The sequence below is a fragment of the Pseudomonas sp. QL9 genome, assembly GCF_041409665.1.
GTDB lineage: Bacteria > Pseudomonadota > Gammaproteobacteria > Pseudomonadales > Pseudomonadaceae > Pseudomonas > Pseudomonas knackmussii.
In genome coordinates this window covers 4,561,331-4,574,101 of the sequence record NZ_CP166971.1, presented here as the reverse complement: position 1 = coordinate 4,574,101, position 12,771 = coordinate 4,561,331, and the positions used below count along the sequence as shown (strand labels likewise).

At 66.1% G+C, this 12,771-nt stretch carries 14 protein-coding genes; 5 read left to right on the top strand and 9 right to left on the bottom strand.

Annotation, left to right across the window (positions count from 1 at the left end; genetic code table 11):
• Nucleotides 1–21: 21 nt before the first annotated feature.
• The 3 genes from ACA097_RS21370 to ACA097_RS21360 form a co-directional block, all read right to left on the bottom strand.
• Complete coding sequence (locus tag ACA097_RS21370; RefSeq protein WP_371365828.1) at nucleotides 22–147, bottom strand: hypothetical protein; 126 nt, start codon at nucleotides 145–147, stop codon at nucleotides 22–24.
• Entirely contained in the window at nucleotides 144–1,340 is a 1,197-nt protein-coding gene (locus ACA097_RS21365) for an MFS transporter (RefSeq protein WP_371370552.1), read from the bottom strand. Before ACA097_RS21365 ends, ACA097_RS21370 begins: the two co-directional genes overlap by 4 nt.
• Nucleotides 1,341–1,413: 73 nt before the next feature.
• Nucleotides 1,414–1,830, bottom strand: coding sequence for a MarR family winged helix-turn-helix transcriptional regulator (locus ACA097_RS21360; RefSeq protein ID WP_043253838.1), 417 nt, complete (start codon nucleotides 1,828–1,830; stop codon nucleotides 1,414–1,416).
• Nucleotides 1,831–1,977: 147 nt separating this feature from the next.
• On the opposite strand from ACA097_RS21360, the gene ACA097_RS21355 reads away from it, so the two are divergent.
• Nucleotides 1,978–3,798 carry an acyl-CoA dehydrogenase C-terminal domain-containing protein gene (locus ACA097_RS21355; RefSeq protein ID WP_371365826.1) on the top strand — a complete coding sequence of 607 codons (1,821 nt, stop codon included), beginning with the start codon at nucleotides 1,978–1,980 and terminating at the stop codon, nucleotides 3,796–3,798.
• A gap of 29 nt (nucleotides 3,799–3,827) precedes the next feature.
• Here ACA097_RS21355 and ACA097_RS21350 read toward each other — a convergent pair whose 3' ends face one another.
• Nucleotides 3,828–4,757 carry an IS110 family transposase gene (locus ACA097_RS21350; protein WP_371365817.1) on the bottom strand — a complete coding sequence of 310 codons (930 nt, stop codon included), beginning with the start codon at nucleotides 4,755–4,757 and terminating at the stop codon, nucleotides 3,828–3,830.
• Between the two features lie 318 nt (nucleotides 4,758–5,075).
• The gene (locus ACA097_RS21345) at nucleotides 5,076–6,392 is read right to left on the bottom strand and encodes a DEAD/DEAH box helicase (RefSeq protein ID WP_371365824.1); all 1,317 of its coding nucleotides are present in this window, start codon (nucleotides 6,390–6,392) and stop codon (nucleotides 5,076–5,078) included.
• Nucleotides 6,393–6,583: 191 nt separating this feature from the next.
• On the opposite strand from ACA097_RS21345, the gene ACA097_RS21340 reads away from it, so the two are divergent.
• The 3 genes from ACA097_RS21340 to ACA097_RS21330 all read left to right on the top strand — a co-directional run bounded on the left by ACA097_RS21340 (nucleotide 6,584) and on the right by ACA097_RS21330 (nucleotide 8,508).
• Nucleotides 6,584–7,129, top strand: coding sequence for a dihydrofolate reductase family protein (locus tag ACA097_RS21340; protein WP_043253845.1), 546 nt, complete (start codon nucleotides 6,584–6,586; stop codon nucleotides 7,127–7,129).
• Entirely contained in the window at nucleotides 7,126–7,533 is a 408-nt protein-coding gene (locus ACA097_RS21335) for an NUDIX domain-containing protein (protein ID WP_043253847.1), read from the top strand. Before ACA097_RS21340 ends, ACA097_RS21335 begins: the two co-directional genes overlap by 4 nt.
• Nucleotides 7,534–7,905: 372 nt before the next feature.
• Nucleotides 7,906–8,508 (top strand): C40 family peptidase, encoded by a 603-nt coding sequence (locus tag ACA097_RS21330; protein ID WP_043253850.1) that lies wholly within the window; start codon nucleotides 7,906–7,908, stop codon nucleotides 8,506–8,508.
• A gap of 48 nt (nucleotides 8,509–8,556) precedes the next feature.
• On the opposite strand, the gene rarD is transcribed toward ACA097_RS21330, so the two are convergent.
• The 4 genes from rarD to ACA097_RS21310 form a co-directional block, all read right to left on the bottom strand.
• Nucleotides 8,557–9,459, bottom strand: a complete 903-nt coding sequence (gene rarD / locus ACA097_RS21325; RefSeq protein ID WP_160287895.1) for an EamA family transporter RarD — start codon at nucleotides 9,457–9,459, stop codon at nucleotides 8,557–8,559.
• Nucleotides 9,456–10,319 (bottom strand): carboxylate/amino acid/amine transporter, encoded by an 864-nt coding sequence (locus ACA097_RS21320; RefSeq protein ID WP_371365820.1) that lies wholly within the window; start codon nucleotides 10,317–10,319, stop codon nucleotides 9,456–9,458. Before ACA097_RS21320 ends, rarD begins: the two co-directional genes overlap by 4 nt.
• Before the next feature lie 390 nt (nucleotides 10,320–10,709).
• Entirely contained in the window at nucleotides 10,710–11,309 is a 600-nt protein-coding gene (locus ACA097_RS21315; RefSeq protein ID WP_043253856.1) for an FMN-dependent NADH-azoreductase, read from the bottom strand.
• Between the two features lie 147 nt (nucleotides 11,310–11,456).
• Nucleotides 11,457–11,771: a hypothetical protein gene (locus tag ACA097_RS21310; protein WP_043253857.1), complete on the bottom strand. Its 315-nt coding sequence runs from the start codon at nucleotides 11,769–11,771 to the stop codon at nucleotides 11,457–11,459.
• Nucleotides 11,772–11,826: 55 nt separating this feature from the next.
• On the opposite strand from ACA097_RS21310, the gene ACA097_RS21305 reads away from it, so the two are divergent.
• Entirely contained in the window at nucleotides 11,827–12,768 is a 942-nt protein-coding gene (locus tag ACA097_RS21305; RefSeq protein ID WP_043253859.1) for a LysR family transcriptional regulator, read from the top strand.
• Nucleotides 12,769–12,771 lie beyond the last annotated feature (3 nt).

The window sequence follows — 12,771 nt, the reverse complement described above, 5'->3', positions numbered from 1 at the left end:
CTGCCCCGCCCGCGGCAATCCTCAGAAGCAATGCCACAGGCCGGCCTGCAGCAGCGCCAGGCCGCCATGCGCCCAGCCCCACCAGGCCAGGCCCAGCAGCAGCGCTGCCAGCAGGCCTAGCCCGAGTTGCAGGACTCGCGGACTCACGCGACCTCCGCGGCAGCCAGGCGCGCCACCGGGCGCTCGCGCACCGGCCAGTTGAGCAGGCCGGCGAGCAGCGAGAGCAGGATGGAAATCTGCCAGACCAGGTCGTAGTTGCCGGTGTGGTCATAAACGTAACCGCCCAGCCAGCCGCCGAGGAAGGCGCCGATCTGGTGGAACAGGAAGGTGATGCCGCCAAGCATCGACAGGTTGCGCACGCCGAACAGGGTCGCCACCGTGCCGTTGGTGAGCGGCACGGTGGACAGCCACAGCAGGCCCATGGCAATGCCGAAGGCGTAGGCCGTCCAGATGCTCAACGGCGCCCAGAGGAAGGCCAGGATCACCACGCCACGCACCAGGTAGAGCGCAGTCAGCAACTTCGGCTTGCTCCAGCGACCGCCGAGCCAGCCGGCGAGGTAGGTACCGAACACGTTGAACAGCCCGACCAGCGCCAGCACCGTGGTGCCGACCGTGGCCGGCAGGTGACGGTCCACCAGATAGGCCGGCAGGTGCACGCCGATGAACACCACCTGGAAGCCACAGACGAAGAAGCCCAGCGAAAGCAGCCAGAAGCCCGAATGCCCACAGGCCTCGCGCAGCGCCTCGCCCAGGGACTGTTCATGGGCCAGCACCGGCAGCGGCTTGTCGCGCATCAACCCGGCCAGCGGCACGATCAGCGCCACCAGCAGGCCGAGGGCAAGCAACGCCGTCGACCAACCGAGCCAGCCGATCAGCCCGAGGGTGCCGGGCAGCATGGCGAACTGGCCGAAGGAGCCGGCGGCGGCGGAAATGCCCATCGCCATGCTGCGCTTCTCCAGCGGAACGGCGCGGCCGACCGCGCCGAGAATCACCGAGAAGGAAGTGCCCGAAAGGCCGATGCCGATCAGCAGACCGGCGCTCAGCGACAGGCTGGCAGCCGAGTCGGCATGCCCCATCAGCACCAGGCCCACGGCGTACAGCAGCCCGCCGACCAACACGGCGCGCCCTGCGCCGTAGCGGTCAGCCAGGGCGCCAGTGAACGGCTGGGCGATGCCCCAGATCAGGTTCTGCAGGGCAATTGCGAAGGCGAACACCTCACGGCCCCAGCCGAACTCGGCGCTCATCGGCGCGAGGAACAGGCCGAAGCCGTGGCGAGTGCCCAGCGACAAGGCCAGGATCAGGGCGCCGGACAAGAGGATCCAGAATCCCGTGCGCGACAGCTTGGACATTGTTCTTATCTCCAGTAGGGGTATATACCCGCTTCAATCCGTTCGTTCGCCCGAACCCGTCGGTTCAGCCGAGGCTTTCCAATTCACCAAGCAATGCCATCAACTGCGCGCGATTGGCCTCGCCGAGTTGCTCATGCATGCGCTGCTGCGCCGCCTCCCAAGGCGCGGCGCCCTGCTCCAGGCGCTCGCGACCGGCCTCGGTGAGCAGCACCAGGCGGTTGCGCTGGTCGCCCGCGTCGCCCTGCAACTGCACCAGACCTTCGGCCTGCAGCGGCTTGAGGTTGCGCCCGAGGGTGCTGCGGTCCAGGCCCATGGCATCCGCGAGCGCAGAAATGCTCGGCTCGTCGAGGCGTGCCAGATGGCGCAACAGGGAAAATTGCGCGACCGTCAGCCCGATGCCCTGCAAGGCATCGTCGTAGACGCGGGTGACGCCTCGCGCAGCGCGGCGCAATTGGGTGCAAAGGCATTGGGTCTTGAGCATTGCGTGTATATACCCGCGATACCTGGGGGCGTCAATCGCGCGGTGACCGATTGTCCTTTCTGCCAGATGGCGGTTGTTGCCGCTGCCAAGGGCAGGCGCGGCGGCCGGCCGTATAACTGCGCCGACAGTCCCTCCGAGATCACTGCAATGCCCCTCTACAAAGCCCCGCTGCGCGACACCCGCTTCCTGCTCAAAGAGGTCTTCGACTTCCCCGAGCACTACCGCAACCTGATCAACGGAGCCGACGCCACGCCGGACATGGTCGACGCCATCCTCGGCGAGTGCGCGAAACTCTGCGAGGAAGTCGTCGCCCCGCTCTACCACTCCGGCGACGAGGAAGGCTGCCACCTGGAAAACGGCGAGGTACGCACGCCCAAGGGCTTCAAGGAAGCCTACGACGCCTACGTGGCCGGCGGCTGGCAGGGCCTCTCGCACCCGGTGGAATACGGCGGCCAGGGCCTGCCGATGAGCCTGGGCGCGCTCAAGCAGGAGATGCTCGGCACCGCCAACTGGCCGTTCTCCATGTATCCGGGCCTGTCGCTTGGCGCGATGAACACGGTTATGCAGCACGGCTCCGAGGAACAGAAGCGCACCTACCTGACACCCCTCACCGAAGGCCGCTGGGGCGGCACCATGTGCCTCACCGAACCGCAGTGCGGCACCGACCTGGGCCAGGTGAAGACCCGCGCCGAAGCCAACGCCGACGGCAGCTACGCCATCAGCGGCACCAAGATCTTCATCTCCTCGGGCGACCACGATCTCACCGAGAACATCGTGCACATCGTCCTCGCCCGCCTGCCTGACGCGCCCAAGGGCACTCGCGGCATCTCGCTGTTCATCGTGCCCAAGTTCCTGCCGAACACCGAGGGCGGCGTGGGCGAACGCAACGGCGTGAGCTGCGGCGCGCTGGAGAAGAAGATGGGCATCAAGGCCTCGGCGACCTGCGTGATGAACTTCGACGGCGCCACCGGCTACCTCATCGGCCCACCGAACAAGGGCCTGGAATGCATGTTCACCTTCATGAACAGCGCCCGCATCGGCACCGCCATCCAGGGCGTCGCTACCGCCGAGCTGGCCTACCAGGGCGCGCTAGCCTATGCCCGTGAGCGCCGCTCGATGCGCGCGCTATCCGGGACCAAGGAGCCGGAACAGGTCGCCGACAGCCTCATGCACCACGGCGACGTGCGCCGTATGCTGCTGACCCAGAAGGCCGTGGCCGAGGGCGGCCGCGCGCTGGTCTACCTGGCCACGCAGTACGCCGACAAGATGATCCAGGGCCTGCTGACCGGCGACAACGCCGAGTACGAGCGCTGGGACGACAAGCTCGGCTTCCTTACCCCGATCCTCAAGGGCTGCCTCACCGAACTGGGCCTGGAAAGCGCCAACCTGGGCATGCAGGTGTTCGGCGGCCACGGCTACATCCGCGAGCACGGCATGGAGCAGATCGTCCGCGATGCGCGCATCGCCACGCTTTATGAAGGCACCACCGGCATCCAGGCGCTGGACCTGCTCGGCCGCAAGGTCCTGCTGATGACACAGGGCAAGGCCGTACGCGACTTCACCAAGGTGGTCGGCAGGTTTGCTGTCGATCTGCTCAAGCAAGAACCGGCCATGCGCGGCCGCGCCCTCACCCTGCTCAAGCTCTGCGCGCAATGGAACCTGCTGACCCTGCGCATCGCCCTCACCGCCCGCAAGGAACGCGACCTGGTGGGCACCGCCAGCCACGACTACCTGATGTTCTCCGGCTACGTCGCCCTGGCCTACTCCTGGGCGCTGCAGGAAGCCGCGGCACGCAAGCGCCTGCGCCAGGGCGGCGGCGAGTCGAGCGACTTCTACAAGGCGAAGATCGCCACCAGCGACTTCTACTTCGCCCGCCTGCTGCCACGGGCCAAGGGCCACGCGGCGGCGATGGGCAAGCCGGTGGAATCGGTGATGGGGTTGAAGGCAGAGCATTTCGCCTTCGAGTAATGCGAGAACCAGGTAGGAGCAACTGTCTTTCACTCGGCACCTGTTCTCCAGCAGGTGCCGTCTCTGACCATGGCATTCAACCGTACGATGAGTACGCGCATGCAGGCCACCAGAGCGACCTTCGCGCAGCGCCCGTTCTCGCGCAGGCAGTGGTAACGCTGGGAGAAGTCGTTCTGGTAGCGAATGACCGACCAGGTCGCCATGTACAGGATGCGCCGCATCATGCCGCGCCCGCCGCGGATACGACGCTGGCCTGACTTCTGGCCGCTGTCGCTGTTGTAGGGCGCGAGTCCCACCAGAGCGGCGATCTGGCGCCGATTCAGTTGCCCCAGCTCCGGCAAATACGCCAGCAACCCAGCAACAGTGACAGGGCCGATGCCCTTGACCTGAGCAAGCTGCTGGGCCTGCTCGGAGTCCACGGCAGCCATGGCCTTGGCAATTTCCCGGTCATAGCGGCGAATCATGTCTTTCAAGGCCTTGATGGCATCCTCCAGGCATTTCCGCACAAATGCGTCCCTGGCCTGAGGCAAACGACGACGCTCGTCATCACGCTGGCTGACCAGCTGTTCCCGGCGCTGTACCAGCTCGCGTAGCCGATCGCGCTCTGGTGAAGGGACAGTGCTAGGGGCCTCCTCCAGCGTCTGGGCCAGGTGTGCCAGCACGGCCGCATCGATGGGGTCGGTCTTGGCCTGCTTGCCCATGGCGGTGGCAAACGCCCGCACCCGCACGGGGTTCAGCCGCGAGATGGCGTGGTTGGCCCGGGACAAGGCGAACATGACCGGAGTCTCATAGCCGCCAGTAGCCTCCAGTACGATCCGAGCAGGCTTGTCTTCGGCGAGCAGCGCTATGAGTTGCTGATGCCCCGCCTCATCATTGGAGACGCTGAAGCTCTTGCCCTGCGGCCGAAGCCATACGGCCAGCGAGTCCTTGGCCACATCGATACCTACCCAACACGTCATGATCAAACCCTCGTAAAATCCATGGCGAGAGCACTCTGACTGCCCACGCTTGTGGTTCGAGGTTTGACTCGTTCAACTGTTCGGGCTTGGTCAGAGGACGGCGGGAGGCAGCTTGGGCTCCTACCCGTGCTCGAACACCGCGGACCTGCAGCTTGCCTCCCGCCGCTCTCACCTTCGATCTTATCGATGTCTGCAGACACAAGCGGACCTTGTCCGCGAAAGCAGGAAGTCCCGGCGCGATTCGCGGATGAGATCCGCTCCTACAGATCAAAAGTGTGCGGCGGATGTCCGGTTCCGGTCACCCGCCCAGGCCGAGGCTTATTCCGCCGCCGGCTTCTTGCGCTTGAGCGGCGCCATGCCGTCGCTGCTAGCCAGCGGTGCCTTCGGCTTGGCTGCCGGCTTGCGCTTGGCGGCGGGCTTGGCGCCGGCCTTCTTGCCAGCGTCGGTCTTTTTCTTCTTGGTCCCGGCAGCCTTGCCCGAGGCCTTGACCTTCTTCGGCCCCTTGTAGCTGGCCTTCAGGCCCGGGATGACGCGTTGCTCGAAGCGCAGCTTGAGGTAGCGCTCGATGCTCGACATCAGGTTCCAGTCGGTGTGCGCGACCAGCGAAATGGCGACACCGGCAGCGCCCGCGCGACCGGTGCGGCCGATACGGTGCACGTACTCGTCGCCCTTGCGTGGCATGTCGTAGTTGATCACCAGGTCCAGGCCGTCGACATCCAGGCCACGGGCGGCGACGTCGGTGGCGACGAGGATCTTCACCGCGCCCTGCTTCAGGCGCTCGATGGCTAGCTTGCGGTCCTTCTGGTCCTTCTCGCCGTGCAGGACGAAGACCTTGTGCCCGGCGGCGATCAGCCGGCCGGTCAGGCGGTCGGCCTGGACGCGGGTGTTGGTGAAGACGATGGCCTTCTCGTAGGTCTCGTTCTGCAGCAGCCAGAACAGCACGGCTTCCTTGTGCTCGCCCTCGTCGACCAGCACGACCTGCTGGCTCACCTCTTCGTTGAGCTCGCTGACCTGGTTCAGCAGCAGGTGCTCCGGCTCGCGCAGCACGGTTTCGATCATCTCGCGCAGGCCGCTGCCGGTGGTGGCGGAGAACAGCAGGGTCTGGCGCTGCGCCGGGCATTGCGCGGCGAGCTTGAGCACGTCCTCGGAGAAGCCCATGTCGAGCATGCGGTCGGCTTCATCGAGCACCAGCACCTCGACATCGTTCAGCGGCAGGTTGCCGGCGTTGAACTGCTCGTTCAGGCGGCCAGGGGTGCCAATGATGATTTCCGGGTTCTTGCGCAGGCGCGCACCCTGCACTTTGAAGTCCTCGCCCCCGGTGATCAGGCAGGCCTTGATGAAGGTGAACTGGGCGAAGCGCTCGACTTCCTTGAGGGTCTGCTGGGCCAGTTCGCGGGTCGGCAGCAGGATCAGCGCGCGGGCGCCGCTCCTGGGCTTTTCCTCGGCGAGCAGGCGATGCAGAAGCGGCAGCAGGAAGGCGGCAGTCTTGCCGCTGCCGGTCTGCGCCGTCACTCGCAGGTCGCGGCCCTCCAGCGCCTTCGGGATGGCGGCGGCCTGCACGGCGGTCGGCTCGGTGAAGGACAGGCTGTCGAGCGCCTTGAGCAGGCGTTCATGGAGGGCGAATTGGGCGAACAAGGCAAACCTCGGCGTGACGAAAGATCAAATAGCTGCATAGCCTACCGGTTGCCGCCGGCGAACGCAGGTTTTATTCGTCACGGCCGACCGCCGAAGGGTCTTCACCGCCGGACGGACGTCATGGCCGCCTCGCCCAGCCGATGCCATGCTCAGCGCAGGTGCGCAACGCGCGCCCATTCCGGAGAACGACCGTGCCACCGACCCTCATCTATTACGTGGCCGCCAGCCTGGACGGCTTCATCGCCCGCCCCGACGGCAGCGTCGACTGGCTGCCCGCACTGGCCGGCAGCGACGACGATCACGGCTACGCCGCTTTCTATGCTGGCATCGATGGCCTGCTCATGGGCCGCGCCACCTACCTGCAGTGCCTGGATTTCGGCACCTGGCCCTATCCGGACAAACCGGTCCTGGTGCTGACCCGCGCCAATCACCTGCCCCGGGCCTCTGCGCAGCTGGAACTGCGCCACTGTTCGCCGGCCGAAGCCCTGGAGCATCTGCACGGCCTGGGTTGCGAGCGCATCTGGCTGGTCGGCGGCGGCAGCCTGGCCGGCAACTGCCTGGCGGCCGACTTGCTCGACGAGGTGATCGTCAGCATCATTCCGCACCTGCTCGGCGCCGGCATCCCGCTGTTCGGCATCGGCCTCGAGCGACGCCTGCAGTTGCTCGAGCAGCGCAGTTTTCCCAGCGGCATCGTGCAGATGCGCTACCAGGTGCTGAAGGAACGCCCCGAACCATGACCCAGACCGTACTCGCCATCGCCGCCGCCTGCCTGCTCGACGAAGCCGGCCGCCTATTGCTCGTGCGCAAGCGCGGCACTCGCGCCTTCATGCTGCCCGGCGGCAAGCGCGAACCCGGCGAGAACCCGCTCCAGGCGCTGCAGCGCGAACTGCAAGAAGAGCTCGGCCTGGCGTTGCCGGAAGCGGCCCTGGCGCCGCTCGGCCGTTTCCAGGCCGCAGCAGCCAACGAGCCCGACACCCAGGTCGACGCCCACATCTACCTGGCCGCCCTGCCCCATCCGGTGGCCGCCGCAGCGGAGCTGGAAGAGCTGGCCTGGCTGGAGCGCGATGCCGAACCGATGGCCAATCTGGCGCCCCTGCTACGCGAAAAAGTCCTGCCTGCGCTGAAAAATCACCACGAGTGATGACGAAAAGCAGTCAATAACCTGCACTTCGTCGGGTTTTTACCCGGGTCACCACATCGCGTTATCCCCCTCCGCGCGCCCTTTCCCGGGGCGCGACCCGGCCATTGGCCACCCCGCGAAGAACCCCATTGCATAGGGCTTCCGGCGATAAGGCCGGCCCCCGACCCACGGGTGCTGGCACATGTCATCAGCCGCTCGCGGAGTCACATTGCTCATTTTTCAATCGACGAACGGTAAAAACACTGTCACCTGAAGTCGGTCAGAATGCCGCCACTTTTCCTCACGGACCAAAGGACACCATCGCCCGCCGAAGAGCAACGGCGATCCAGCGGAGTCTGGGTTACATCAACAACCAGAAAGAAGACATGCCGAATGCGCAGTACCCTTTTGACATGCCTTTCCATAGGCTTGGCGACCAGTTTGGCCGCCTTTGTAACCGGGGTGGAAGCCTCTCCGCGGGCTGTACGAACCTACTCGCCCGCTCCACTCGAACTCCGCGTCCCGCTGCAAGGCAAGGACCTGCTGGGCGTGCCCGCGCCGACCAAGCAGGCCCCCAGTGACGCCCACCAGGTGACCCAGCGTGCCTTCAGCATGATCGGCACGCCCTACCGCTGGGGCGGCACCTCGCCCAAGGGCTTCGACTGCAGCGGCCTGGTCAAGTACGTGTACCGCGATGTCGACGACGTCGAACTGCCGCGCACGGCCCGGGCCATCTACCAGAGCAGCAACCCCAAGGTCTCGCGCGGCGACCTGCAGCCCGGCGACCTGGTGTTCTTCCGCATCCGCAGCCGCAGTGTCGACCATGTCGGCATTTATGTCGGCAACGACCGCTTCGTCCACGCACCGCGTCGTGGGCAGAAGGTCAAGGTGGCCAACCTCAACGACAAGTACTGGCAGCGCCATTACCTGGCCGCCAAGCGTGTCCTGCCGGAAACCCTGGCCAAGGCCGACCTGCCCGGCCACCGTTACGAGTAAGCCGAGCCGCACAGCAAAAACCCCGGGCATGCCCGGGGTTTTTCGTTTTCAGCCATTCATTCCGCGCCGTGCCTGCTTGCGCAACAGGCGCACACTGTCCCAGCCGGTCAGCAGAATCGCCAGCCAGATCGGCCCGTAGGTCCACAGCTGCTCGGCCCTGAAACTCTCACCGAGGAACAGCACGGCCAAGGCGAACAGCAGCATCGGCTCGACGTAGCTGAGGATGCCGAATAGCCCCATCGGCAGCAGCCGGCTGGAGGCCATCATGGCGCCGAAGGCCAGCGCGCTGATCAGCCCGAGCACCGGCAGCAATGCCCACAGGCGCGGCGTATCGACGAACACCTGGCGATCGCCGAAGTGCCAGATGGTCCACACGGCGAAGGGCAGCAACACCAGCATCTCGAAGACGAAGCCGGAAAGCGCGTCCACGCCCATGCGCCGGCGCAGCATGAAATACGGTGGATAACCCAGCGCGGTGATCAGGCTGAACGCCGAGAAGGCGCGGGTCAGCCACAGCTCGTGGAGCACCCCGATCAGGGCGAAGCCCACGGCAATGCTCTGCAGCGGGGTCAGCCGTTCGCCATAGAAAAGCCGACCGCAAAGCACCATGGTCAGCGGCAACAGGAAGTACCCCAGGGACAACTCCAGCGTCCGGCCGATCATGGGCGCATAGATGAACACGCCCCACTGCACCAGCATCATCGCCGCGCTCAGCGGGAAGCACAGCAGCAACCAGCGCTCGCGCAGCAGGCGCCGGCCGGCTTCGCGCAGCACGGCCGACTGCCCGGTGAAATACACCAGCAGCAGGACCATGGGGATCGACCAGACCACCCGGTGCGCAACCACCTGCACGCTGTCCAGCGGCGCCAGCCAGCGCAGGTAGCCCGGCAGGGTGACGAATAGCACCGAGGCGGCCAGGGACAGCGCCACGCCCCGTCCGGAAATGTTCATGCCGGCACGCTCCGGCGCAGCCCGAGGCGATTGACCCAGAGCGACGCCACAATCACCGCGCCGCCCAGCGCCAGGCGCCCGAGGTCGGCGTGCTGGTTCCAGATCAGCAGGTTGATCAGCAAGCCGACCGGCACGTGCAGGTTGTTCATCACGGCCAGCGTGCCGCCATCGACCAGGGTGCCGCCCTTGTTCCACCAGAACTGGCCGAGCGCAGTCGCGCCGAAGCCCATGAACAGCAGCACCCACCACTGCACCTCGCTGCTCGGCAGCTTCTGCGGGTTGCCCCACAGCAGCCAGCCCGGCAGCGCCACCAGCAACGCGCCGATAAAGAAGTAGCCGAAACGGCGGAACTGCGGGACGTCCGAGGGATAGCGGGTCACCAGGTGCTTATAAAGGACCTGCCCTGCGGCGAAGGTGGCATTCGCCAGCTGCAGCAGCAGGAAGCCTTCGAAGAAGGCGCCGCTGACACCGTCGTAGCGAATGATCGCCGCGCCCAGCACGGCCACCGCCGCCGCGAGCAGCGCCCAGGGATTGAAACGACGGTTCAGCGCGTCGTCGATCAGCGCCACGTGCAGGGGGGTGAGCACGGTGAACAGCAGCACCTCCGGCACCGTCAGCACCCGGAAGCTCTGATAAAGGCAGACATAGGTGATGCCGAACTGCAGCGCGCCAACCAGCATCACCCCGCCGATGAATCGCGGCACCACCCCGCGCCAGCGCGTCAGCGGCAGGAACACCGCGCCGGCCAGCAGCACACGGGTGAGCACGGCGAAATAGCTGTCCACCTGGCCGGCGAGGTATTCGCCGATCAGGCTGAAGGAAAACGCCCAGAGGACGGTGACGAAAAGCAGGTAAGGCATGACCGCAGCACCAGAAAGGGGCGGGGAAAATAGCGGTTTTGGCCCGGCGAAGGAAGCGTAGCGGGTCCGCGGCGAGCGGAGCTGGAAACCTTCCCTGGCCTGGCGATCAATGACTGCGCGTATCCGTTTACTGGATCCCCGCGTTCGCGGGGACGACGGGGGACGCTGGACAGCGTCTTCTCCCCGCGCGGGCTTCAGGTTCCCTCCCCCTATTACCCATCGAGCCTCGGCGTCTTCCCCGCGCACGCGGGGACCCAGCAGAAAGCTGGTGGTAACCATGCCTAGACCGGAAAAGAAAAAGCCCGGTCGACATTAGCGGGGAAGCCGTCGACCGGGCATTGCGCCCAGGAGCGTGGGGGCGCGCAAGGAGAGAGTCGGGGGAGAAGGCGGTCAGGCCACCGCGGCCAGTTGCTCGCGAGCCTTGGCCAAACCCTTGTCGGCGAACTCGCCGCCCATGTTCAGGCCCTCGGCATGCACGAAGGTGACGTCATGGATGCCGATGAACGCCATGGCCTGGCGCAGGTAGGGTTCCTGGTGGTCCAGCGGGCCGCCGGCGTAGACGCCGCCACGGGTGGTCAGCACGTAGGCGCGCTTGCCGGTGAGCAGGCCCTGCGGGCCGGTCTCGGTGTACTTGAAGGTGACGCCGGCGCGCAGCACGTGGTCGAGCCAGGACTTCAGGGTGCTAGGGATGGCGAAGTTGTACATGGGGGCGGCCAGGACCAGTACGTCGGCGGCCAGCAGCTCATCGGTCAGCAGGTTGGAGCGTTGCAGCGCGGCGCGTTCGGTCTCGCTCTGCTCCGCGGCCGGCTTCATCCAGCCACCCAGCAGGTCGGCGTCCAGGTGCGGCACTTGCTCGACAGCCAGGTCACGTACCTTGATCTCGTCCGCCGGATGGGCGGCGCGCCAGTTGGCGATGAACTCGGCGGTCAGTTGGCGGGATACGGAACCTTGTTGGCGGGCGCTGCTTTCGATAACCAGGACACGGGACATTTGCTGGACCTCCATCGGTCGTTGCGTCGATGGAGGTCAGCTTATGGAGAGATTTATCGATTAAAAAGCGTAAAATTCTGCTTCAATCTATCGAACAAGTTGATTTAATTCCTGTCCGGTCCTAGGCTGAAGCCAGTGTCGGCCACATCAGGCCGGGTTGCAGGTCACCTTCACGCGCAGCTTGATGATGGAGCGGCCGAAGCTGGCGGTGAGGTTCTTGGTCTTGCCGGCGGGGATCACAGCCTTGCGCACCTTGGGATTCTCCGGGCCGTTCTGGAACGTCGCGGAGCAGGCCACGTCCTGCTTGCCGTAGTTCTGCAACAGTACCGCGCCCATGGTGTCGCCGATGTCCTGGGTCTGGACGTCGATTTCCATGCCGTTCAGGGACTTTTCCACCTCGGTCGGGTAGGCCAGGGCGGTCAGCGGCAAGCACAGCAACAGCGCACAGCAAATACGTTTCATGAGGGGGTCTCGCTGGATTCAGGCAGGCCGCCAGATTAGACAAGAGGAGGCGAGGATGAAAGCGCCCCGCGTTACCCTGGATCAATGGCGGACCCTGCAGGCGGTGGTCGATCACGGCGGCTTCGCCCAGGCCGCAGACGCCCTGCACCGCTCGCAATCGTCGATCAGCTACACGGTCGCGCGCATGCAGGAGCAGCTCGGCGTGCCGCTGCTGCGCATCGACGGCCGCAAGGCGGTGCTCACCGAGGCCGGCGAGGTGCTGCTGCGCCGCTCGCGGCAACTGGTGAAGTCCGCCAGTCAGCTGGAAGACCTCGCCCATCACATGGAGCAAGGCTGGGAGCCCGAGGTGCGCCTGGTGGTGGACGCCGCCTACCCGACCCTGCGGGTGGTCCGCGCCCTCTCCGCCTTCATGCCGCAGAGCCGCGGCTGCCGCGTGCTGCTGCGCGAAGAGGTGCTCTCCGGCGTGGAAGAAGCGCTGATCCAGGGCCACGCCGACCTCGCCATCAGCGGCCTGCACATTGCCGGCCACCTGGGCGCCGAACTGTCCATGGTGGACTTCGTCGCGGTCGCCAACCCGGACCATCCCCTGCACCGCCTGCAGCGCGAGCTGACCCACCAGGACCTGGAAACCCACATGCAGGTGGTGATCCGCGACTCCGGCCGCTTGCAGCCGCGCGACGTCGGCTGGCTCGGCGCCGAGCAGCGCTGGACGCTGGGCAGCCTCGCCACCGCCGCCACCTTCGTCAGCAACGGCCTGGGCTTTGGCTGGCTGCCACGGCACATGATCGAGCGCGAACTGCGCGACGGCCAGCTCAAGGCCTTGCCGCTGGCCCAGGGCGGCACCCGGGAGAGCCGCTTCTACCTCTACCCGAACAAGGAGAAGCCGCTGGGGCCGGCCACGCAGATCCTCGTCGAGCTGCTGAAGACCTTCGCCAGCGTGCCCCTCGACGCCCCCTTCGCCGCACCGGAAGCGCCAGCCGACTCGTCGATCCGTTGAGGA